A 22,666-nucleotide genomic window follows, 5' to 3' on the forward strand; every position below is an offset into this window, starting at 1 on the left:
AGAGGCCCCGCAGCCCTGCCAGAAGGTCCTGATCATGTCTCCTGCCGTTGTCCATTCACCGCGCCCGCTGGCGCTTGCCGTCGCCGCCCTGCTGGCGGGCAGCGCCTTGACCGCCCAGGCCGAAACCGACGCCACCGATATCGACACGGTGCACGTCACCGCCTCGCAGATCGCGCGCCAGGCACTGGGTACCTCGACCATCACCGCCGAGGATATCGCCCGGCGGCCGCCAGCCAACGACATCGCCGAGCTGTTGCGGACCATGCCGGGCGTCAACCTGACCGGCAACAGCGCCTCGGGCCAGTACGGCAACAACCGCCAGATCGACCTGCGTGGCATGGGCCCGGAAAACACCCTGATCCTGGTCGATGGCAAGCGCATCGGCGCACGCGATGCCGTGCGCATGGGGCGCAGCGGCGAGCGCAATACCCGCGGTGACACCAACTGGGTGCCGGCGGAAATGATCGAGCGCATCGAAGTGCTGCGCGGCCCGGCGGCGGCACGCTATGGCTCCGGTGCCTCCGGCGGCGTGGTCAACATCATCACCAAGCGCCCGACCGGCGACCTGACCGGTGCGGTGGACCTGTATGGGCTGGTGCCCGAACACAGCGCCGAAGGTGGCAGCGAACGCGTCGGCCTGCAGCTGAGTGGGCCGATGACCGACACCCTGTCGTTCCGCCTGTACGGCAATCTCAACAAGACCGACGCGGACTCGCTGGAGCTCAACCGCCAGTACGCTACCAACCCCAACGCGGTGCCGCCGGCCGGCCGCGAGGGCGTCAAGAACCGCGATGTCAACGCGCTGCTGCGCTGGGACGTGACCGCCAACCAGGTGGTGGAGTTCGAAGCCGGCACCAGCCGCCAGGGCAACATCTACGCTGGTGATCGCGCGGTCAGCACCACCGGTACCTCGACCGGCGTTGACCTGGCGGCACTGGCCGAGGGCGAAGCGGAGACCAACCGCATGTACCGCAACACCGGCGCGATCACCCATCGTGGCCGCTGGGGCGACGTGACCTCGCGGGTGACAGCTGCGGTGGAGGCGGTGAACAACTCACGCATCAACGAAGGCCTGGCCGGTGGCCCGGAAGGCAGCTTCAACGGCACCGACTGGTCGACCTCGCGACTGCGCAACTACCAGCTGGACGGCGAAGTGAGCTTCCCGACCACGCTGGGTGGTGCCGAGAACATCTGGACGCTTGGCTTTGAATACCTGGACAGCCGCCTGACCGACCCGTACTCGATGAGCCAGTCCAGCAGCAGCGGCGGCGGCATCCCGGGGCTGTCGGCCGATCGTGCGCGGGGCAAGGCCGATGCGCAGACCACCGCCGTGTTCGTCGAAGACAACATCTACCTGGGTGAGCGCTGGATCGTTACCCCGGGCCTGCGCTTCGACCACCACAGCCAGTTCGGCAACAACACCAGCCCCAGCCTCAACGCGCAGTTCCGCATCAACGGCGACTGGGTGGTGAAGGGCGGCATCGCCCGGGCGTTCAAGGCGCCGAACCTGTACCAGTCGAATCCGGACTATCTGTATTACACCCGTGGCAATGGCTGCCCGAATGCACTGCCGAGCCTGGGCGCCGGCTGCTACATGCGCGGCAATGCGGACCTGAAGGCGGAAACCAGCCTGAACAAGGAACTCGGCATCGAGTGGGCACCGCAGAGCGGCTGGCAGGCCTCGTTGACGTACTTCCATAACGACTACAAGGACAAGATCCAGGCCGGCTACACCCAGATCGGCCTGACTGCCGACACCAGGGGCCGCATCTTCCGCTGGGAGAACGCGCCGAAGGCGATCGTGCAGGGGCTGGAAGGCAACCTGGTGATCCCGCTGCTGGGCGAGCAGGGCAACCGCCTGAAGTGGAGCAACAACTTCACCTACATGGTGGAGAACGAGAACAAGCGCACCGGCCAGCCGCTGTCGGTGATTCCAAAGTACACCGTCAACACGATGCTGGACTGGCAGGCCACCGACAAGCTGTCGCTGCTGCTGACCGGCACGTTCTACGGCAAGCAGAAGCCGGCCACCACCAACATCAACAATGATCCGCGCTGCACCGGCAGCTGCGACCCATCGATCGCACTGCAGGATCGCGGTGCGTACAACATCTGGGGCGTGAGCGCGCGCTACAGGGTGACCGAGACGGTCAGCTTCGGCTTCGGCGTGAACAACCTGGCCGACAAGCGCCTGTTCCGCGAGGCCAACAGCAGCGATGCCGGCGCGGCGACCTACAACGAGCCGGGCCGCGCGTACTGGGCCAGCCTGCGCTTCGGGTTCTGACCCGATGAGGCCTGCGCCGGGGCGTTCCCCGGCGCAGCCTGAAGGCTACTTCACCTGCCGGCAATCGCGCAGGTGGACGCCACCGGTGTCCATCTTGTCGACCACGCCTTCCAGTTTCACCCAGTCGTTCTCGCGCAGGGTGGCGCCCAGCGCCATCTGGTCCGGCGCAAGCGCACAGTGCACGGTGAAGTTGGCATTGTTGTCGTCGTTCGACTGGCGTCCGCCGATGCCACCGATGCCCTTCATCTTGGTGACCAGATAGCCCACCTCGAAGGTCTTGGCAAAGCGGTTGGGCTGGGCGGTGTAGACCTGGCCATCGATGATGAAACGACGGCCGAAATACTTGACGAGCAACGGCTGGTACATCGCATCGGTATCCGGCGGGGTGCTGGTGCCGGAGAACAGCGCCCTGAGCGGTGCGGTGTTGATTTCCCGCTGCAGCCGCTTGGCGTCCTTGCCCATTTCGGTGGACATGCCGACCGCAGTGGCCTGGATCGGCTTGTCGAAACCGCTGGAGACACGCACGGCTTCCGCGATCGCCTCGACTTCGGGGCCGGTCTTGAGCTTGTCCAGCCAGCCACACAGCGCGCTGCGTGCGTCCTCTTCCTTGGCGGTCTGCCCGCGTGACAGCTTGGTGCCGACCACCACGTTGCCGCCATTGGAGGCGGTGATGATGCTGACCAGCGGCATCTTGGTGTCGGTCTGCAGCACGTACATCTGGCCTTCGGTCTCGGTGATGACATCACCGCTGACGAAGTTGTTGCCTTCGTCGAGTGCCGCCTTGCGCAGCTGGCCCAGCGCACTGCGGGGCTTCAGGCCGGGAAGGGTGACCTCGGAGGTGAAGAACTGGCCATTGCGGGGGTCGCCTACCGCCTGGAAGTTCTGCTGGCAGGTCTTGGCCGAGGCGCTTGCGGCCGCGCCCAGCGCGCAGGCCACGGCGACGGCGACCCAGGGGGTCTTGGTAGTCCACATGTTCCGGATTCCTTGTGCTTGGGTGTCCATTGCGGGCAGCAACGCCGAAGCGATCCCGCTGCCCGTTCCCCATCCAGAGGGGATGTGGTCATCATAGTGTGGCCCGGCACGGGCGCAAGCTGCGGCGAGCCGCGACGTGCAGTCTGCAATGTTATAAACACCGTGATAGTTTCCCCACGGCCGCCGGCGTAGCCTGCCTCCATCGCAAAGGAGCTGTTGCCATGGGCCACGACCACGATCACCTGCCATCCGAGATCCGCCACGAGAAACCCTTGTGGTGGGCGCTCGGCCTGACCTCCACCTTCCTCGTCGTCGAAGTGGTGGGCGCGTTCTGGACCAACAGCCTGGCGCTGTTGTCCGACGCGGCACACATGGCCACCGACGCGCTGGCGCTGATGATCGCGCTGGTCGCGGTGCGGCTGAGCCGGCGCCCGCCGGATGCGCGTCGCACCTACGGCTATGCGCGCCTGGAAGCGCTGGGCGCGATGATCAACGGCGCGATGCTGTTCGTGGTTGCCGGCTACATCCTCTGGGAAGCCGTCGGGCGCTTCAGCAAGCCGCAGGAGATCGCCTCCACCGGCATGCTGGTGATCGCCTCGGCCGGCCTGGTCATCAACCTGATCTCGATGCGCCTGCTGCAGGCCGGCAGCGGCGAGAGTCTCAACGTGAAGGGCGCCTACCTGGAAGTGTGGGCGGACATGCTCGGCTCGGTGGCGGTGATTGCGGGTGCGGTGCTGATCCAGTTCACCGGCTGGAAGCCGATCGATCCGATCCTGGCGGTGCTGATCGGCTTGTGGGTGTTGCCGCGCACCTGGGTGCTGATGCGCGAGGCGATCAACGTGCTGCTGGAAGGCGTGCCCAAGGGCATGGACGTGGCCAAGGTGCGCGACAGCCTGTCCAGCCACGCCGCGGTAATGGACGTGCATGACCTGCACGTGTGGGCGCTGGCCTCCAGCACACCGGCGCTGACCGCGCATGTCGTGATGCGCGACGGCACCGAAGCCGATGCGCTGCGCCGTGAGCTGAGCGGGCGCCTGCACGATGACTTCGGCATCGAGCACGTGACACTGCAGCTTGAAGCGGACCACTGCGGCGAGGCCTGTGGTGAGCCGGCGCCGGTGAAGGGCGGCGAGCACGAGGGCCATGAAGGTCATGACCACGGCGAAGACGCACAAGGGCATCGCGGCCACGTGCATCGTTGAATGGGATGTGCCGTCACGCGGATCGGGTGAAACCGGCCGGGCAAAACCGCATGGATGAAACCGCTTGGACGAAACCGACCGGGCGAAACCGCCTTGGTAGAGTCGGCTGTCAGTCGACTGCTCTCCGGCGAGGCTGCGACGAAGCCCGCGCTGCGCGCGTTAGTCGACTGACAGTCGACTCTACCCTGTCGTCCCGACGCGACCGTGCAGGCTGCATCCGTCGAGAACAGCGAAGGTCATTCGTCCCGTCGCGAGGCCAGCCGATCCGCCAGCCGGGTCGGCTCCGGCAGCCGGTAACCGCGCAGGGTGCGCTGCACCCAGGCCAGCGCGGTATCGGCACTGACCCGATGGCCGCCGGCCACGAACAGCGGCTTGCAGCGCAGCTTGCTGCGCAGCACCCAACCCAATTGCTCATCGCCATCGAGCAGCGGCGTATGCGCGCCGGCCTCGGCGCCCGGTTCGTCGAAGCGGCCGACCAGTTTCGACTTGGCCACACCGATGCTCGGCAGGTCGGTGACCACGCCCAAGTGCGCGGCCACGCCCAGCCGGCGTGGATGGCTGATGCCGTGGCCATCGACGAACACCAGTTCCGGCGTGCGTGGCAGCAGCGCCAGTGCGGCCAGCAGAGCTGGCAACTCGCGGAAGCTGAGCAGGCCGGGGATGTACGGCATCACCGTGGGAATGCGCGCTATTTCCTGCGCCACGGGCTGCAGTGTCTTCGCGTCCAGCAGCACCGCTGCAGCGCGGGTGATGGCGCCGTTGTCCTCGAAACCGACATCCAGCCCGGCCAGCCAGCGCACGTTGCGTGGCAGGCGGTCCTGGCGTTCCACGCGGCCGGCCAGTTGCAGCTGTTGCGCGCGGGCGGCGGTGACGCTGCCTTCCCAGCGCCCGGGGTCGATCACCGTATTCATTGGCTGCAGCATCGCATGCGCGGCGCCACGGCACGGTGAGCGGCCGCCGGGGCTACAATGGCGGCCTGCCTTTCCTCGCGTTGGAGACCCTGCAGTGACCCGTAAACTCGTACTGTTGCGCCATGGCCAGAGCCAGTGGAACCTGGACAACCGCTTCACCGGCTGGGTCGACGTCGACCTGACCGAGCAGGGACGCCGGGAAGCGGCCGCCGCCGGTCGCCTGATGCGCGAGGAAGGCCTGCAGTTCGACGTCGCCCATACCTCCGTACTGAAGCGCGCCATCCACACCCTTCAGGGTGCGCTGGCCGAGCTGGAGCAGGACTGGCTGCCGGCGAACAAGTCCTGGCGCCTCAACGAGCGGCACTACGGCGGCCTGCAGGGGCTGGACAAGGCCGAGACCGCGGCCAAGCACGGCGAAGAGCAGGTCAAGGTCTGGCGTCGTTCGTACGACATCCCGCCGCCGCCGATGGAACTGGAAGATCCGGGCCACCCGATCCATGACCGCCGTTACGCCGGTCTGGACCGCAACGCGCTGCCGGGCACCGAGTCGCTGGCCACCACCCTGGATCGCGTGCTGCCGTACTGGCACGACGCGATCGCGCCGCAGCTGAAGGACGGCAAGACCGTGCTGGTCACCGCCCACGGCAACTCGCTGCGCGCGCTGTACAAGTACCTCAACAATGTCTCGCGCGAGGAAATCCTCGAGCTGAACATCCCGACCGGCATCCCGCTGCTGTTCGAACTGAACGACGACCTGACGGTGCAGTCGTTCCGCTACCTGGGCGACCCGGAAGCGGCGCGCAAGGCTGCTGAAGCCGTGGCCAACCAGGGCAAGGCGAAATAAGTAGATACCCACCGTTGGTGGGTATTCTTCTGCTGGGTGTGTGCGGACCGTTGGTCCGCACACACCCGCTTGCGACCACGGGCGTTCCCCCTGTGACCTTTGGCCGGTCCCTGTCGTGGGCCTCCCCGGCTACCCTGTGAAATTACCCGCAGGAGAGCCTCATGAACGTCCGCAACCTGGTCCCGCTGGGCCTGACCATCGCCATCGCTGCCTCGCTGGCGGCCTGTGGCAAGAACGAAACCGCACCGGCGGCCGGTGCCGACGCCAAGCCGGCCTTCGACCTGTCGCAGATCAAGACGCCGCTGATCTCGCTCAACAGCGCCGACCTCGATCCGGCCATCTCGGCCTGTACCGACCTCAATGGCTTCGTCAACAGCAAGTGGCTGAAGGCCAACCCGGTGCCGGGTGACCAGACCACCTGGGGCAGCTTCGAGATCCTGCGCGAGCGCTCGTTGGAAGTGCAGCACGCGTTGGTGCAGCAGGCCGCCGCCAGCCAGGCCAAGGCCGGCTCGGTGGAAGCCAAGATCGGTGACATCTGGAAGACCGGCAATGACGAAGCCAAGATCGAATCCGCCGGCCTCGCGCCGCTGCAGCCGCAGCTGGACAAGATCACCGCGCTGAACGATACCGCCGCCATCACCCAGTACCTGCGCGACAGCCAGGCCGAGGGCAAGGGCGTGCTGTTCTCGCTGTTTGCCAATGCTGATTACAAGGATTCGGCCAACGTCATCGCCTACGTCGGCCAGGGCGGCCTGGGCCTGCCGGAGAAGGGCTACTACTTCGACGATGCGCAGGCCAAGATCCGCGACGCCTACGTGGCCTACATCGCGCAGGTGCTGACTCTGTCCGGCGTGGACGCCGCGCAGGCCGCCGAGCAGGCCAAGGCCGTGATGGCCTTTGAGACCCGCCTGGCCAAGGCCTCGATGTCGCGCATCGAAATGCGTGACCCGGCCAAGCGCTACAACCCGCTCAGCGCCGCAGACGCCGACAAGCTGACCCCGAACTTCAGCTGGACCGCGCTGTTCGACACCCTGAAGGTGCCGGCCGCACAGAAGTTCTCGCTGGCCCAGCCGGGCTTCTTCGGTGAAATGGACAAGATGCTGGCCGATGTGCCGGCCAGCACCTGGCAGGCCTACCTGCGCTTCCACACCATCGACGACGCCTCGCCGTACCTGAGCAGCCAGTTCGAGAAGGCCAACTTCGAGTTCTATGGCAAGACCCTGCGCGGCCAGCAGGAAATGCAGCCGCGCTGGAAGCGCGTGCTGGAGTCGGTCAACGGTGGCATGGGTGAAGCCCTTGGCCAGCTGTACGTCGACGCCGTGTTCCCGGCCGAGTCGAAGGTGGCCATGCAGCACCTGGTGGAGAACCTGTCGCAGGCGCTGAAGGCGCGCCTGGAGCAGCTGCCGTGGATGGGCGAAGAAACCAAGAAGAAGGCGCTGGAAAAGTGGGCCAGCTTCACCCCGAAGATCGGTTACCCGGACAAGTGGCGTGACTGGGCGGGCCTGCAGACCAACGGCGACAGCTACCTGGGCAACATGCAGGCAGCGCGTGCGTTCAACTACCGCTACATGTTGGACAAGATCGGCAAGCCGGTGGACAAGACCGAGTGGGGCATGACCCCGCAGACGGTCAACGCCTACTACAACGCCACCAAGAACGAGATCGTGTTCCCGGCGGCGATCCTGCAGGCGCCGTTCTTCGACGCCAAGGCCGATCCGGCGCTGAACTACGGCGGCATCGGTGCAGTCATCGGCCACGAAATGATGCACGGCTACGACGACTCGGGCAGCCAGTTCGCCGCCAACGGCAATTTCGACAACTGGTGGACCGACGCCGACCGCAAGGCCTTCACCGAGCGTACCGACCAGCTGGTTGCACAGTTCGATGGCTACGAGTCGGTGCCGGGCGTGTTCGTGAAGGGCAAGCTGACCCTGGGCGAGAACATCGGCGACCTGGGTGGCCTGACCGTGGCCTACGACGCACTGCAGATGGCGCTGAAGGAAGACCCGAAGGCGAATGTGGAAGTGGATGGCCACAGCCAGGACCAGCGCTTCTTCATGAACTGGGCCACCGTGTGGCGCCGCAACTTCACCGACGGTGAGCTGCGCGTACGCCTGAACACCGACCCGCATGCGCCGGCCAACTTCCGAGCCAACGGTGCACCGTCGAACATGCCGTCCTTCGCTGCGGCGTTCCAGTGCAAGGCAGGCGACGCGATGGTGCGTGCCGACGACAAGCGCGTGGTGATCTGGTAACCGATCACCCGTGATGCGTGATGCGAAAGGCCCGGCGAACGCCGGGCCTTTTGTTTGCCGGCACGATGACACCGGATCGGTAGAGTCGACTGTTAGTCGACTATCGCGCGCAGCGCGGGATTTCTCGATCTGGACGAAGAGCAGTCGACTAACAGTCGACTCTACCGGCGGGTCGTTTCACGTGCCGGGAGTCGACCAACCGGTTCGACGGAGTCCGCTTGGTAGAGTCGACCGTTGGTCGACTATCGCGCGCAGCGCGGGATTTTTTCGATCCGAGGAGCAGTCGACTAACAGTCGACTCTACCGCCGGGTCGTTTCACGTGCGGGGAGATCTCAGGCCAGCTCAGGTTCCTGCGCCAGCAGGCGATGGAAGCGTTGCAGAACGTAAGGGTCGATCAGACCACCGGATTGCTCGTCAATGATGCGCAGTGCCGTCTCGTGTTCCATCGCGGCACGGTAGGGACGCACGCTGGTCATCGCGTCATAGGCATCCGCAACGGTGACGATGCGTGAGCCCAACGGAATGCTCTCGCCGCGCAGCCCATCGGGATAGCCACTGCCATCGAACGCTTCGTGATGGGCGCGGATCAGCCGCGCAACCGGTGCCGCATCGCTGCGGCCGGTGGCCAAGAAGATGTGTTCACCGCGCACCGGATGCTCGCGCATGATCGCGCGCTCCTCATCCGTATGCCGGCGCGGGGCCAGCAGCACCTCATCGGGAATGCCGATCTTGCCGATGTCATGGAAGCGCGCGGCCAGGCCGATCTGCGCACTGGCCTCGTCATCCAGATCGCAGTGCGTGGCCAGGCGCTGCGCGAGCAGGCCAACGCGGTCGCAATGGTGGCGGGTGTAAGCGTCGCGCATCTGCAGCGACATCGAGAGGGCATCGATCAGGCAGGCCTGTGCATGCAGCAGGTCGGGGGCGGGTACGGCGTCAGGAAACATGGTCATCCGCCCGCACCGGGTGGGGACCGGTGCGGGGTATTCGGGGGCGATCAACCCGGGGCGAGGGTGGTCAGAAGGGCGCGGGCCGCGTTGAAGCGGTCCTCCGGCAACGGCAGCGGATGCTTGATGCGAAGCTTGTCGGGCCCTTCCATGGCATAGAGGTTTGGCTGTTTCTGGATCAGCTGGATCACCGCCATCGGATCGATGTTCGGCTTGGACTCAAACACGATGCGGCCACCGTTCTCACCCAGGTCCAGCTTGCGGATGCCCAGCGCGTTGGCTTTCAGCTTCAGCTCGGCGATGGCGAACAGGTGCTTGGCCGCATCCGGCAGCAGGCCGAAGCGATCGATCATCTCCACCTGCAGTTCGCGCAGCGCATCGCTGTCGCGCGCGCTGGAAATACGCTTGTACAGGGTCAGGCGGGTATGCACGTCCGGCAGGTAGTCTTCCGGGATCAATGCCGGCACATGCAGTTCGACCTCGGCACCACGCACTTCCTCGCCGGCATCCAGGTCGGGCAGCTTGCCCTGCTTGATGCTGCGTACCGCGCGCTCCAGTAGCTCGGTGTACAGGCTGAAGCCGACCTCGGCCATCTGCCCGCTCTGGTCCTCGCCGAGCAGTTCGCCGGCACCGCGGATCTCCAGATCGTGCGTGGCCAGGGTGAAGCCGGCGCCCAACTCGTCCATCGAGGCGATCGCTTCCAGGCGCTTCTCAGCGTCGGGGGTGATCGCGCGGCGGTCGGGGGTGATCAGGTAGGCGTAGGCACGGTGGTGCGAACGGCCCACGCGCCCACGCAGCTGGTGCAGCTGGGCCAGGCCGAAGCGGTCGGCGCGGTTGATGATGATGGTGTTGGCGTTGGGGATGTCGATGCCCGATTCGATGATCGTGGTCGACAGCAGCACGTTGAAGCGCTGCTTCTGGAAGTCCAGCATCACCTTTTCCAGCTCGCGCTCGGGCATCTGCCCGTGGGCGATGCCGATGCGCGCTTCCGGCACCAGCTCGGACAGCTCGCGCTGCATGCGGCCGATGCTTTCCACGTCGTTGTGCAGGAAGTACAGCTGGCCGCCACGTGCCAGCTCGCGCTGGAAGGCTTCGCGCAGCAGCGCGTTGTCCCACTGGGTGATGAAGGTCTGCACCGCCAGCCGGTTCGGCGGCGGCGTGGCGATGATCGACAGGTCGCGCAGGCCGGCCATGGCCATGTTCAAGGTGCGCGGGATCGGCGTGGCGGTCAGGGTCAGCAGGTGCACGTTGGCGCGCAGCGCCTTCAGGGCTTCCTTCTGGCGCACGCCGAAACGCTGCTCTTCGTCGACGATGACCATGCCCAGGTCCTTGAACTTCACGTCGGGCTGCAGCAGGCGATGGGTGCCGACGATGACGTCGATGGTGCCGGCGGCGACCTTTTCCAGCTCGGCCTTGATCTCCTTGGTGCTCTTGAAGCGCGACAGCACCTCGACCTTCAGCGGGTAATCGGCGAAGCGGTCGCGGAAGTTGCGGTAATGCTGTTCGGCCAGCAGCGTGGTCGGCACCAGCACGGCCACCTGCTTGCCGGCACTGGCGGCGGCGAATGCCGCACGCACCGCCACCTCGGTCTTGCCGAAACCGACGTCGCCGCAGACCACACGGTCCATCGGCTGGCTGCTGGCGAGGTCGCGCAGGGTGGCGTCGATGGCGGCCAGCTGATCGGGGGTTTCCTCGAACGGGAATCCGGCTGCGAACGGCTCGTACATCGCACGGTCCACCTGCAGTGCCAGGCCGGCACGCGCCTGGCGACGGGCCTGGATCTCCAGCAGTTCGGCAGCGACGTCGCGCACCTTTTCGGCGGCCTTGCGCTTGGCCTTGCTCCACTGCTCGCCACCGAGCGAATGCAGCGGCGCGGTTTCCGCTGAAGCGCCGGAGTAGCGGCTGATCAGGTGCAGCTGGGCGACCGGCACATACAGGCGGTCGCCCTTGGCGTATTCGATTTCGAGGAACTCGCCGGGCATGCCGCCGACGTCCATCGCGATCAGGCCACGGTAGCGGCCGACACCATGGTCCTCGTGCACGATCGGTGCACCCTCGGTCAGTTCGCCGAGGTCGCGGATGATCGCTTCCGGCTCGCGGCCGGCACGGCGCGTGCGGCGGGTGCTGCCGGCGCGCTCGGGGAACAGCTGGCGCTCGGTCAGCACCGCGATGCGCGGATCGTCCAGTGCGAAGCCATCTTCCAGCGGTGCCACCGCGATCGCGAAGCGCGCATCGTCGGCGAGGAAGCTGGGCAGGTCGGCCACCACCGGCGGCTTCAGCTCGGCGGCCTGCAGCACTTCCAGCAGGGCCTCGCGACGTCCGGGCGAATCGGCGGCGATCAGTACCCGGCCCGGATAGTGGCCGAGGAAGGATTTCAGCGCGTCGCCAGCGGGGGCCTCGCGCGCGGCCACCGGCAGCGGCGGCAGCGGCTGGTCACCCAGCGCATGGGCATCGGCGATGCGCGCGTGGTCAGCCGACCACACCTCGATGCGCGGGGCATCGTTCAGGCGCTCGCGCAGCAGCTCCGGCGACAGGTACAACGCCGAAGGCGGCAGCAGCGGGCGCTCCACATCATGGCGGCGCTGCTCATAGCGGTCCGCGGTCTGCGCCCAGAACGCGACGGACGCTTCATACGCACCGGTACAGACCACCGGCAGGCTGCCGTCGGGCAGGTAGTCGAACAGGGTCGCGGTGCGTTCGAAGAACAGCGGCAGGTAGTACTCGACGCCGGCCGGGACCAGCCCGGACTTCAGATCCTGGTACAGCGAACTGCGCCGGGTATCCACATCGAAACGCTCGCGCAGCGTGGCCAGCACGCGTGCGATGCTGGCCTCGTCCATCGGCACTTCGCGGCCGGGCAGCATGTGCACCGCCTCGACCTTGTCCAGCGAACGCTGGCTTTCTGGATCGAAGGCACGGATCGAGTCGATGTCCTCGTCCAGTAGTTCTACCCGCAGCGGCTCGTCGGCGCCCATCGGGAACACGTCGAGCAGGCCGCCGCGCACCGCGAAGTCACCCGGGTCCATCACCTGCGGCACGTTGCGGTAGCCGGCGCTTTCCAGGCGACGCTTCTCGGCTTCCAGGTCCAGGCGCTGGCCGACTTTCAGGTCGAAGCTGCCACCGATCACATAGCTGCGCGGGGCCAGCTGCTGCAGCAGGGTCTGCACCGGCACGATCACCAGGCCGCGCTTCAGCGCCGGCAGGCGGTGCAGGGCGGACAAGCGCTGCGAGATGATGTCCGGATGCGGGCTGAAGCGGTCGTACGGCAGGGTTTCCCAGTCCGGGAAGGCGACCACAGGCAGGGCCGGGTCACCGCCAAGCAGGGTCTGCAGGTCGGCTTCGAGCTGGTTGGCACCGTGGTTGTCACGGGCGATCACCAGCAGCGGGGCGTCATGCGCACGCGCGGACTGGGCCAGGTACCAGGCCAGGGCGGTCGGCGAGGCGGGGGCGCGCCACCAGGCGCGGAGCTGGCCGGCGCGCGGCAGCGGCGGGGCGGGGTATGAGGTACGCGACATGGACCCCGGATTTTAGCAGAAGCCCGATCGAAGCCCGGTGGGTCGTGCCGGCCGTTTGCCGACGGCCTCACGTGCCGTTGGGGGAACACAATGCCGGCCAGCGGCCGGCACTACCGGGAGGCATGGCCGGGCAGGGCCCGGCGCATCCGTCAGTTGTCCAGCTCCAGCACCATCCGCACCAGGCCTTCGGCACCGGTCGGGTGCGGCACCGGCTTGAAGCCCAGCGAGGCGGCCAGCTGCTTCATCGGCTCGTTCTCGGCGGCAACGTCGCCGTACAGGCGGTCGAGGTACTTGCCGCGGCCCCACTTCACCAGCTTGCGCATCAGCTGCCGGCCCAGGCCCTGGCCAATGAGGAAGCGGCTGATCAGGATCGCGTACTCGGCTTCACGGGTACCGGGGATGATCGAGGCCCGGGCGACCGCGCCGACCACCGCTTCGCCAGCGGGCAGGGACTCGGCTGCGACCAGGGTGATCTCGGTCTTGGGATTGGGGTGGGTCAGGCGCTGGGTGGTTTCCGGCGACAGCTCGGTCACCGCCTGCAGGAAACGATCACGGATTTCTTCCGGCCCGAACAGGCTGAACGCCGCTTGCAGCGGTGCGCCATCTTCCGGGCGGATGGGGCGGATCAGCAGCTCGTGGCCGCTGGGAGCCTTGAAGATCTCATGCCAGGGCGGCATGCGGTTGCGAGTGGCCATACCGGGTGATTCCTTGGTGGTCCATCGATTGTGGCATCACCGGGGCTGCATTCCGTGAACGAAAGGCTCACGGCGGTACAGCCTCGTGAAGGCCGTTATTCGGGGGCTTTGAGCCAATCCAGGCGGGTGCTGGCTCCCGGTTCGCCCAGGTGCTGGCGCAGCGCCGGCAGGGCCGGGCCGACCACCCGGTCGAACTGCCACGGCGGGTTGAGCAGCAGCATGCCGCTGCCGTTGAGGCGCAGCGGCGAGTCGTCCGGGCGCACCAGGAACTCGATCGTCATCGCCGACTTGACCGGCAGGGCAGTGGCCTTGCGCAGGAAATGCAGGATGGTGCGGCGCTGCTTGATCGGGAACCAGACCGCACAGGTGGCCTGCGGCCAGCGTGCCAGGGTCTCGGCCAGGGCAGCCAGGATGTTCTGGTATTCGGCGTCCTGCGCCTCGTACGGCGGATCGATCAGCACCAGGCCACGACCGATCTTGCTGCCGTTGAACTTCGGCGGCAGCAGCGAGCGCAGCAGGGCATAGCCATCGCCAGCGCGCACATCGACGCGGCTGTCATGGGCAAACAGGGCCTTCAGCGTGGCCGTTTCGGCTTCCTGCAGCTCGCAGACCGCCATGCGGTCCTGAGCACGCATCGCCTGTGCGCTCAGCAGCGGCGAGCCCGGGTAGTTGGTCAGCGCGCCCACCGGGTTGTCGGCCTGGACCGCCTTCAGGTAGCGCTCGACTACCTCCGGCAGCTTGGGCTGGGCCATCAGCCGCATGATCCCGGATTCGGCCTCGAGGGTCTTGCGGCTCTCTTCGCTGGCCAGCAGGTAGCGGCCGGCACCGCCGTGGGTGTCGAGCACGAAGAACGGGCTGTCCTTGCGCTTGAAGCTGTCGATCAGGGCCAGCTGCACGATGTGCTTGAGCACATCGGCGTGGTTGCCGGCATGGAAGGCGTGGCGATAGTTCATGGGCGGCAGTGTACGGGGCGGCGGCCGCAGCGGCTATGCTGCGCGCCATGACAGCTCCCGTTGCCCATGTCCTGGTAGTCGAGGACGAAGCCGCCATCGCCGAAACCGTGCTCTATGCGCTGCGCAGCGAGGGCTATGCCGCCAGCCACTGCCTGTTGGGCGGGGAGGCGCTGCAGCGGCTGCAGGCCGGGGATATCGACGTGGTGGTGCTGGACGTGGGCCTGCCCGACCTGGGCGGCTTCGAGGTCTGCCGACGGCTGCGCGCGCAGCCCGGGCCGGTGGCGCAGCTGCCGGTGATCTTCCTGACCGCCCGCAATGATGAAGTGGACCGCGTGCTCGGCCTGGAGCTGGGCGCCGACGACTACATGACCAAGCCGTTCTCGCCGCGCGAGCTGGTGGCGCGGGTGCGTGCACGCCTGCGCCGTGCGGCGCCGGTCATCGCAGCGCCCGGCGCCGATGCAGGCTGGCAGGAACATGGCGCGTTCGCCATCGACCGCGAAGGCCGGCGCATCCGCTTCCGTGGCCAGGCACTGGATCTGACCCGCTACGAGTACGCGCTGCTGGAGGCGCTGCTGCAGCGACCCGGTGCCATCCTCAGCCGTGCCCAGCTGATGGACCGTGGCTGGGACAGCAGCGCCGACAGTGCCGACCGCACCGTCGATACCCATGTAAAGACGCTGCGTGCCAAGCTGCGCGCGGCCGGTGCCAGCGACGACCCGATCCGCACCCACCGTGGCCTTGGCTACGCGCTGGAGGTCTAGCCGATGCGCCTGGTGCTGAAGCTGTTCCTGGGCTTCTTCCTGATCACCGGCATCGCGGCCTTCTTCGTGATGCGCGTGTTCGTCAACGAAGTGAAGCCTGGTGTGCGCCAGGCGATGGAATCGACCCTGGTCGATGCGGCCAACGTGCTGGCCGAGATGGCCGCCGCCGACGTCAAGGACGGCACCATCCGCAGCGGCAGCTTCACCCGCAACCTGGCCAAGGCACGGCAGCGCGACCTGAAGGCAATGGTCTGGCGTTTCCCGAAGCGCTCGCTGGATTACCGGGTGACCATCACCGATGCCAAGGGCATCGTCATCTACGACTCGCTGGGCCGTGACCTTGGCCGCGACAATTCGCGCTGGAATGATGTCTACCGCACCCTGCGTGGCGAGTACGGTGCCCGTTCCAGCCCCGAAATTCCGGGCGAGGAAGGCGATACGGTGATGCATGTGGCGGCGCCCGTATACGACCCGGCCGATGGCCGCACCCTGATCGGCGTGCTCAGCCTGGCCCAGCCCAACCGCAGCATTGATCCGTTCATCGCTGCCAGCCAGCGCGCCATCATCGAGCGCGGTGCCTGGCTCATCGGATTGTCGGCGCTGGTCGGCGTGCTGGTGACGATGTGGCTGACCACTGGCCTCGGCCAGCTCAGCCGCTATGCACGCGCGGTCAGCGCGGGCGAACCGGTGCCACCACCACGGCGCCGTCGCGACGAGATCGGCGATCTCGGCCAGGCGCTGGAAACGATGCGCCGCAAGCTTGAAGGCAAGGCCTACGTCGAGCAGTACGTGCAGTCGCTGACGCACGAGATGAAGAGCCCGCTGGCGGCGATCCGCGGTGCCGCCGAACTGCTGCAGGAGCCGTTGCCCGAAGCGGACCGCGTGCATTTCGCGCGCAGCATTGTCGATCAGCAGGAGCGGCTGACCGAGACCATCGACAAGCTGCTGGCGCTGGCCGAAGTGGAACAGCACGGCTGGCTGCAGACCCGCGACCCGATTGCATTGCCGGCATTGCTGGCCGATGCGGCCGCGGCCGCGCAGGTGCGTGCACAGGCGGCCGGCGTGCAGGTCCGCATCGGCAACGTGCCCGACCTGCCGGTGCAGGGCGACGCCTACCTGCTGCGGCAGGCGCTGCACAACCTGATCGACAACGCGATTGCCTTCTCGCCGTCCGGCGCGGAGATTGCGCTGCGGGCCGAGGTGGACGGGCAGGGCGTGCGCCTGCAGGTGGCCGACCGCGGCGCCGGCATCCCGGACTATGCGCGCGAACGGGTGTTCGAACGCTTCTATTCGCTGGCGCGCCCCGGCAGCGGGCGGCGCAGTTCCGGCCTGGGCCTGCCGTTCGTGCGGGAAGTCGCGCGCCTGCACGATGGGCGCGCCAGTGTCGATGCACGCGACGGCGGCGGTACCGTAGCCAGCCTGTGGTTGCCGCTGGGTACACCGGGCCAGCGCCCGCGCCGCTGACTTCACACTCGCTTCAAATTCGCCACAAACCCTGCTCACTGCAGCGGTCCATCCTGCAGTCCTCTCCAACGAGGATGGACCATGAAATCCCTGAAGATGCTGCTGCGGTTCGCCATTGTCGGCGGGCTGATCCTGCTGCTGCTGATCCCGCTGACGATGATCCGCGGGGTCATCAACGAACGCAGTGCGTACCGCGATGAGGCCTTCTCGCGGGTGGCCGACAGCCGCGCCGGTGCGCAGCAGCTGGTCGGGCCGGTGCGGGTGGTGCCGTGGGTGGAGCGCAAGCAGGTTGAACTGGTCGATCCGCTGGGCGTCAAGAAGACCGAGGTGCAGGTCACCGAGGGGCACTGGTTGCAGATGCCGGCGTCGCTGGAGGTGGGCGGTGAGATGCTGCCGAGCCAGCGTGAGGTCGGGCTGTTCAAGGTGCCAGTCTACAGCTGGAACGGCCAGATGAAGGCGACGTTCGCCGAAGACGACTATCCGGTGAAGGCCGGCCGCAGTTACGGCCAGCCGTATGTAGCCGTGGGCATTTCCGATGTGCGTGGCCTGGTCGGTACGCCGAATCTGCGCGTGGATGGCAAGCAGCTGCGGCTGCTGCCCGGCGTGGGCGCGGCCAGCGAAGTCGGACGCGGTCTGCATGCACCGGTGACCGGGTTTGCCGAAGACCACGGCGGCACGCTGGCCGCCAGCACCGTGGAGCTGGAACTGCGCCTGGACGGCAGCCGCATGCTGTCGGTGGTGCCGGTGGGCGACGATACGCATATCGCGCTGCGTTCGAGCTGGCCGCACCCGTCGTTCAGCGGGGCGTTCCTGCCCAATGAGCGACGCGTTGATGCACAGGGTTTCGATGCGCGCTGGGCCGTGTCCTCGCTGGCCTCCGACGCACAGCGACAGCTGCGCAATGACGGTTCGGTCGATTCGCAGGCGGTGACGGTATCGCTGGTCGATCCAGTCGATGCTTACACCCAGGCCGATCGCGCCTCGAAGTACGGCGTGCTGTTCGTGCTGCTCACCTTCGTCGGCTTCATCCTGTTCGAACTGATCAAGTCGCTGCGTATCCACCCGCTGCAGTACCTGATGGTGGGCCTGGCGTTGGCGATCTTCTTCCTGTTGCTGATCAGCCTGTCCGAGCACATCGCGTTCTGGAAGGCCTACCTGGTATCGGCGGTGGCCTGTATCGGCCTGCAGGCGGTGTACCTGGCCAACGTGCTGGGCCACTGGAAGCGCGGCCTCGGCTTCGCTGCGCTGCTGACCGTGCTGTACGGCGCGCTGTATGGCCTGCTGGTGTCGGAGAACAACGCGCTGCTGATGGGTTCGCTGCTGCTGTTCGTGATCCTGGCGCTGGCGATGTGGGTGACGCGCCGGGTCGACTGGTACGCGCTTGGCGCGGAACTGAAGTAAGGAGTACGTCATGGGCTGGCGCCAGGGATTGCGGCAACGGGCACGGCAGGGCATTCCGGCCCTGCTGGAAGTGAATGCACTGCTGCAGGCACATGGCGTGCTGGCGGCCCTGCCGGGGGCACGGATCGCCCCCGGCCTGGTCCGCTTCCAGCTGGCTGCGGTGACCTGCGAGGGATTGCAGGGGCAGGGACTGCGCTGGCTGCAGGACGCGCGGCAGGGACGCGGCGCGGTGGCCGGCCGGGTGCCGCGCTACCGGCCATGGAAGGCCGGGGCGGAGGCGCTGGCCGAGATCGGCATCGGCGGCCTGCCGGATGACTGGCCGGCACACGCGTCGGTGTATGGCTGCAGCAGCATCGATCGGCGGCATTGGTTGTTGTTGCTGCCGGAGCGGGCGCAGTTGTGGTTGGGGTGGAGTGGGTGATCGGGTTGTTCATCCACGCATGGCGTGGATCTACTGGCGGGAACCCAGCCCTCTGGTGGGTGCGAGCTGACCGGTCACCTGTGGGTGCGAACCTTGGTTCGCATGCTCCTGCCCATGACCGATGGGACGGTATCGGCGCGCCCCTGCTGGCTAGACTCGATGGGTTGATGATCGAGCCGAAGGGCAGGGGTGCGATGTGTTGAAGTGGGGCGTGCTGGCCGTAGCGCTGGCGATGGGTGGCAATGCAATGGCGCAGCAGCGCGAGTCGGTGGACCTGGACATGGTCAGCCGCATCCGCCAGGAGGCCTTCCACCGTTCGCAGGTGATGGATACCTTCAGCTACCTCACCGAACGCATCGGCCCGCGCCTGACCAATTCGCCGGCGATGGGCCGCGCCAACGCGTGGACCCGCGGCAAGTTCAGCGAATGGAAGCTGGACAACGTGCACGACGAAGCCTTCGATGACTTCGGCCGTGGCTGGGAGTTCACCTCGGCCAGCGTGGAAATGCTGGGTGACCGCGTGCAGCCGCTGCATGCGCTGCCCAAGGCCTGGACGCCAGGCACCAAGGGACCGGTTGAGGGCGAGCTGGTGCACGTGGAGATCAAGAAGCCCGAGGACATCGAAAAGTATCGCGGCAAGCTGCGCGGCAAGATCCTGCTGCTGGGCGAGGCGCGCGAGTACAAGCGCGGCACCGAGCCGGACTCGCACCGGCATGACGCCACCTCGCTGGAGGGCCTGCAGGAATTCACCCTGCCCAAGGACGTCGCCGCCGAGCGGGCCAAGCGGGTGAAGGAATACAAGGAACGCCAGGAGCTGGCCGCCAAGGTCAACGCCTTCTTCGTCGAAGAGGGCGCGCTGGCCGCGATCAGCATCAGCAGCTGGGACAACGGCATCATCCGCGTCGCCGGCGGCGGTTCGCGCAAGGCCGGCGAATCGGTGGGCATCCCGGAACTGGCGATGATCGCCGAGCACTTCAATCCGCTGGTGCGCGCGCTGGATGCCAAGCAGCCGGTACGCCTGCGCGTGGATGTAGCCGCGCGCTTCACCGACGAGGCTGACCAGCCCGGCTACAACACGCTGGCCGAGATCCGCGGCAGCAGCAGGCCCGACGAAGTGGTGATGATCGGCGCTCACCTGGATTCCTGGCACAGCGGCACCGGCGCGGCTGACAACGCGGCCGGCGTGGCGGTGATGATGGAGGCGATGCGCATCCTCAAGGCCACCGGCGCCAAGCCGAAGCGCACCATCCGCGTGGCGTTGTGGAGCGGTGAGGAGCAGGGCCTGATCGGCTCGCAGGCCTATGTGGCCAAGCACTTCGGTCGTTTCCCGGAACCCACCGACCCGGCCCAGAAGGCGCTGCCGGCCTCGCTGCGCGAGCCGACCGGTGCATTGCAGAAGACCCGCGACTACAGCAAGTTCCAGGTCTACTTCAACATGGACAACGGCTCGGGCCGCTTCCGGGGCATCTACGCGCAGGAAAACCTGGCGGCGATGCCGATCTTCGAAGCCTGGCTGGCGCCGTTCCATGACGTGGGCGCCACCACCGTGGCCACCCGCAACACCGGCAGTACTGACCACATCAGCTTCGACCGCATCGGCCTTCCGGGCTTCCAGTTCATCCAGGACCGGCTGGACTACTTCACCAACGTCCACCACAGCCACCTGGATACCTGGGACCACGCCGAGCCGGAAGACCTGAAACAGGCCGCCGCCATCGTCGCCTCGTTCGCCTACAACGCCGCCATGCGCGAGCAGTCCTTCCCGCGCAAGGCTGAACCGCAGCCCTGAAAAACCTGGCGGGAGGGGCGGGATGCGTCCGCCCCTCCTTGCCTTTCCGGGGCTGGTGGTAAAATCGGGGGATTCCCGTTCCTCGAGCCGTCCATGACCTGCCGCACCCGCTTCGCCCCCAGTCCCACCGGCTACCTGCACATCGGTGGTGCCCGCACTGCGCTGTACTGCTGGCTGGAGGCCCGCCACCGTGGCGGCGAGTTCGTGCTGCGCATCGAGGACACCGATCGTGAACGCAGCACCCAGGGCGCGATCGACGCCATCCTGGAGGCGATGGAGTGGCTGGGCCTGGACTACGACGAGGGCCCGATCTACCAGACCGACCGCGTCGCCCGCTATCTGGAAGTGGCCGAGCAGCTGGTGGCCGACGGCAAGGCGTACTACGCCTACGAGACCCGCGAAGAGCTGGATGCGATGCGCGAGGCCGCCATGGCCAGGCAGGAAAAGCCGCGTTACAACGGCGCTGCACGCGAACTGGGCCTGCCGTACAGGGACGACCCGAACCGCGTCATCCGCTTCAAGAACCCGCTGGAAGGTACGGTGGTGTTCGACGACCTGATCAAGGGCCGCATCGAGATCGCCAACAGCGAGCTGGATGACATGGTCATCTTCCGCCCGGACGGCTACCCCACCTACAACTTCGCGGTGGTGGTGGACGACTGGGACATGGGCATCACCGAGGTCATCCGCGGTGACGACCACATCAACAACACCCCGCGCCAGATCAACCTGTACGAAGGCATCGGTGCGCCGGTGCCGAAGTTCGGCCACATGCCGATGATCCTGGACGAGCAGGGGGCCAAGCTGTCCAAGCGCACCGGCGCGGCCGACGTGATGCAGTACAAGGACGCCGGCTACCTGCCCGATGCGCTGCTGAGCTACCTGGCCCGGCTGGGCTGGTCGCACGGTGACCAGGAGCTGTTCAGCCGCCAGGAACTGATCGACCTGTTCGACGTGAAGGACTGCAATTCCAAGGCCTCGCGCCTGGACATGGCCAAGCTGGGCTGGGTCAACCAGCACTTCCTGAAGACCGAGGACGTGGCCGCCATCGTGCCGCACCTGGTCTACCAGCTGCAGAAGCTGGGCCTGGACGTGGCCGCCGGCCCGGCCCCGGAGGACGTGGTGATCGCCCTGCGTGAGCGCGTGCAGACCCTGAAGGAAATGGCCGAAAAGGCCGTGATCTGGTACCAGCCGCTGACCGAGTACGACGAAGCGGCGGTGGCCAAGCACTTCAAGGCCGGTGCCGAGGTGGCGCTGGGCAAGGCCCGCGAGCTGCTGGCCGCCCTGCCGGAATGGACCGCCGAGTCGGTGGGCGTCGCCCTGCACGACGCGGCCGCAGCGCTGGAAATCGGCATGGGCAAGGTTGCCCAGCCGCTGCGCGTGGCCATCACCGGCACCCAGGTCAGTCCTGACATTTCCCATACCGTTTACCTGGCCGGCCGCGAGCAGGCCTTGAAACGCATTGATGTGGCCATCACCAAGGTAGCAACGGCCTGAGGCATCCTTGCCAGGCCCGAACCGGAGAACACGCATGCCCGCCAAGACCGCCACTGCCTGTACCGCCCCGCACCACCACGTCCACGACGCATCGGACTTCGTGGCGGTGGTCGAGCGCGTCTCGCGCGAACGCGGGCTGCGCCTGACCCCGATCCGCGCCAACGTGCTGAAGCTGATCGCCGAGGCCGGCAAGCCGGTCAAGGCGTACGAGCTGCTGGAGTGGGTGCGCAACGGCAAGGGCGTGGGTGCTGATGCCCCGCCCACCGTGTACCGCGCCCTCGACTTCCTGATGGCCAATGGCTTCGTGCACAAGCTGGAATCGGTGAATGCCTTCGTGGCCTGCCACCATCCCAGCAGCGCCACGCATTCGGTGCCGTTCCTGATCTGCAACAGCTGCCACAGCGCGGTGGAGCTGGAAGACCGCGAGATCGTCACCCAGCTGGAGAAGCGCGCCAAGGAGCTGGGTTTCCAGCCGCAGGCGCAGACCCTGGAAGTGCACGGGCTCTGCGCGCGCTGCGCAGGTTGATCGTGTCGGCGGTAGAGTCGGTCGGCGGTAGAGTCGACTGTTAGTCGACTGCTCTTCCGTGAAGCCCACGAGCACCCCGCGCTGCGCGATAGTCGACTAACTGTGTAAACCCACCACGTTGTTCAGCAGGACTCTGGAAATAGGTGGCTGGCCACCGATCCCCATGTGAGGGCGGTGCCAGTTGTAGTGGTGCAGCCATTGGGTCAGCACGGAATTGCGCTGGTCCGAGGA

General features: G+C 66.9%; 18 protein-coding genes. 11 read left to right on the forward strand and 7 right to left on the reverse strand.

The features are described 5' to 3' along the window. Positions 1 to 34 precede the first annotated feature (34 nt). Positions 35 to 2,284: a TonB-dependent siderophore receptor gene (locus AC5P5X_RS19735; protein WP_099524886.1), complete on the forward strand. Its 2,250-nt coding sequence runs from the start codon at positions 35 to 37 to the stop codon at positions 2,282 to 2,284. A 45-nt stretch (positions 2,285 to 2,329) separates the two neighbouring features. Here AC5P5X_RS19735 and AC5P5X_RS19740 read toward each other — a convergent pair whose 3' ends face one another. After that, the gene (locus AC5P5X_RS19740; protein ID WP_111189510.1) at positions 2,330 to 3,256 is read right to left on the reverse strand and encodes a hypothetical protein; all 927 of its coding nucleotides are present in this window, start codon (positions 3,254 to 3,256) and stop codon (positions 2,330 to 2,332) included. Between the two features lie 221 nt (positions 3,257 to 3,477). Between AC5P5X_RS19740 and AC5P5X_RS19745 the strand changes: the two genes are divergently transcribed. Then, complete coding sequence (locus tag AC5P5X_RS19745) at positions 3,478 to 4,458, forward strand: cation diffusion facilitator family transporter (RefSeq protein ID WP_049404787.1); 981 nt, start codon at positions 3,478 to 3,480, stop codon at positions 4,456 to 4,458. A gap of 236 nt (positions 4,459 to 4,694) precedes the next feature. Here the strand turns inward: AC5P5X_RS19745 and nfi are convergent, their stop codons facing one another. Next, positions 4,695 to 5,369: a deoxyribonuclease V gene (nfi, locus tag AC5P5X_RS19750; RefSeq protein WP_111189511.1), complete on the reverse strand. Its 675-nt coding sequence runs from the start codon at positions 5,367 to 5,369 to the stop codon at positions 4,695 to 4,697. Positions 5,370 to 5,463: 94 nt separating this feature from the next. Between nfi and gpmA the strand changes: the two genes are divergently transcribed. Both gpmA and AC5P5X_RS19760 read left to right on the forward strand, forming a co-directional pair. Next, positions 5,464 to 6,213, forward strand: a complete 750-nt coding sequence (gpmA, locus tag AC5P5X_RS19755; RefSeq protein WP_012479568.1) for a 2,3-diphosphoglycerate-dependent phosphoglycerate mutase — start codon at positions 5,464 to 5,466, stop codon at positions 6,211 to 6,213. 161 nt (positions 6,214 to 6,374) lie between these two features. Continuing rightward, positions 6,375 to 8,468 (forward strand): M13 family metallopeptidase, encoded by a 2,094-nt coding sequence (locus AC5P5X_RS19760; protein WP_005412666.1) that lies wholly within the window; start codon positions 6,375 to 6,377, stop codon positions 8,466 to 8,468. A 333-nt stretch (positions 8,469 to 8,801) separates the two neighbouring features. Here AC5P5X_RS19760 and AC5P5X_RS19765 read toward each other — a convergent pair whose 3' ends face one another. The 4 genes from AC5P5X_RS19765 to AC5P5X_RS19780 form a co-directional block, all read right to left on the reverse strand. Continuing rightward, positions 8,802 to 9,419, reverse strand: coding sequence for an HD-GYP domain-containing protein (locus AC5P5X_RS19765; protein WP_005412694.1), 618 nt, complete (start codon positions 9,417 to 9,419; stop codon positions 8,802 to 8,804). A gap of 44 nt (positions 9,420 to 9,463) precedes the next feature. Continuing rightward, positions 9,464 to 12,928 (reverse strand): transcription-repair coupling factor, encoded by a 3,465-nt coding sequence (gene mfd / locus AC5P5X_RS19770; protein ID WP_111189512.1) that lies wholly within the window; start codon positions 12,926 to 12,928, stop codon positions 9,464 to 9,466. A 149-nt stretch (positions 12,929 to 13,077) separates the two neighbouring features. Beyond that, positions 13,078 to 13,623, reverse strand: a complete 546-nt coding sequence (locus tag AC5P5X_RS19775; protein WP_004150340.1) for a GNAT family N-acetyltransferase — start codon at positions 13,621 to 13,623, stop codon at positions 13,078 to 13,080. Between the two features lie 95 nt (positions 13,624 to 13,718). Then, the gene (locus AC5P5X_RS19780; protein ID WP_005408683.1) at positions 13,719 to 14,576 is read right to left on the reverse strand and encodes a 23S rRNA (adenine(2030)-N(6))-methyltransferase RlmJ; all 858 of its coding nucleotides are present in this window, start codon (positions 14,574 to 14,576) and stop codon (positions 13,719 to 13,721) included. 35 nt (positions 14,577 to 14,611) lie between these two features. Here AC5P5X_RS19780 and creB point away from each other — a divergent pair, with 35 nt between their 5' ends. The 7 genes from creB (at position 14,612) to AC5P5X_RS19815 (ending at position 22,435) form a co-directional block, all read left to right on the forward strand. Then, complete coding sequence (gene creB / locus AC5P5X_RS19785; protein WP_080354850.1) at positions 14,612 to 15,337, forward strand: two-component system response regulator CreB; 726 nt, start codon at positions 14,612 to 14,614, stop codon at positions 15,335 to 15,337. A 3-nt stretch (positions 15,338 to 15,340) separates the two neighbouring features. Continuing rightward, positions 15,341 to 16,801, forward strand: a complete 1,461-nt coding sequence (gene creC, locus AC5P5X_RS19790) for a two-component system sensor histidine kinase CreC (RefSeq protein WP_111189513.1) — start codon at positions 15,341 to 15,343, stop codon at positions 16,799 to 16,801. 81 nt (positions 16,802 to 16,882) lie between these two features. Continuing rightward, on the forward strand, positions 16,883 to 18,202 hold the full coding sequence (gene creD, locus AC5P5X_RS19795; protein WP_111189514.1) for a cell envelope integrity protein CreD: 1,320 nt from the start codon (positions 16,883 to 16,885) through the stop codon (positions 18,200 to 18,202). A gap of 10 nt (positions 18,203 to 18,212) precedes the next feature. After that, the gene (locus tag AC5P5X_RS19800; RefSeq protein WP_049411313.1) at positions 18,213 to 18,623 is read left to right on the forward strand and encodes a hypothetical protein; all 411 of its coding nucleotides are present in this window, start codon (positions 18,213 to 18,215) and stop codon (positions 18,621 to 18,623) included. Positions 18,624 to 18,819: 196 nt separating this feature from the next. Continuing rightward, positions 18,820 to 20,412, forward strand: a complete 1,593-nt coding sequence (locus AC5P5X_RS19805) for a M28 family metallopeptidase (protein WP_111189515.1) — start codon at positions 18,820 to 18,822, stop codon at positions 20,410 to 20,412. 93 nt (positions 20,413 to 20,505) lie between these two features. Then, positions 20,506 to 21,909: a glutamate--tRNA ligase gene (gene gltX, locus AC5P5X_RS19810; protein ID WP_111189516.1), complete on the forward strand. Its 1,404-nt coding sequence runs from the start codon at positions 20,506 to 20,508 to the stop codon at positions 21,907 to 21,909. Positions 21,910 to 21,943: 34 nt separating this feature from the next. Further along, entirely contained in the window at positions 21,944 to 22,435 is a 492-nt protein-coding gene (locus tag AC5P5X_RS19815) for a Fur family transcriptional regulator (RefSeq protein WP_111189517.1), read from the forward strand. 96 nt (positions 22,436 to 22,531) lie between these two features. Here the strand turns inward: AC5P5X_RS19815 and AC5P5X_RS19820 are convergent. Then, on the reverse strand, positions 22,532 to 22,666 hold a 135-nt coding region (locus AC5P5X_RS19820), incomplete at its 5' end, for an integrase core domain-containing protein (protein WP_224481892.1).

The sequence above is a fragment of the Stenotrophomonas sp. YJH_SMC_91 genome (assembly GCF_059368495.1).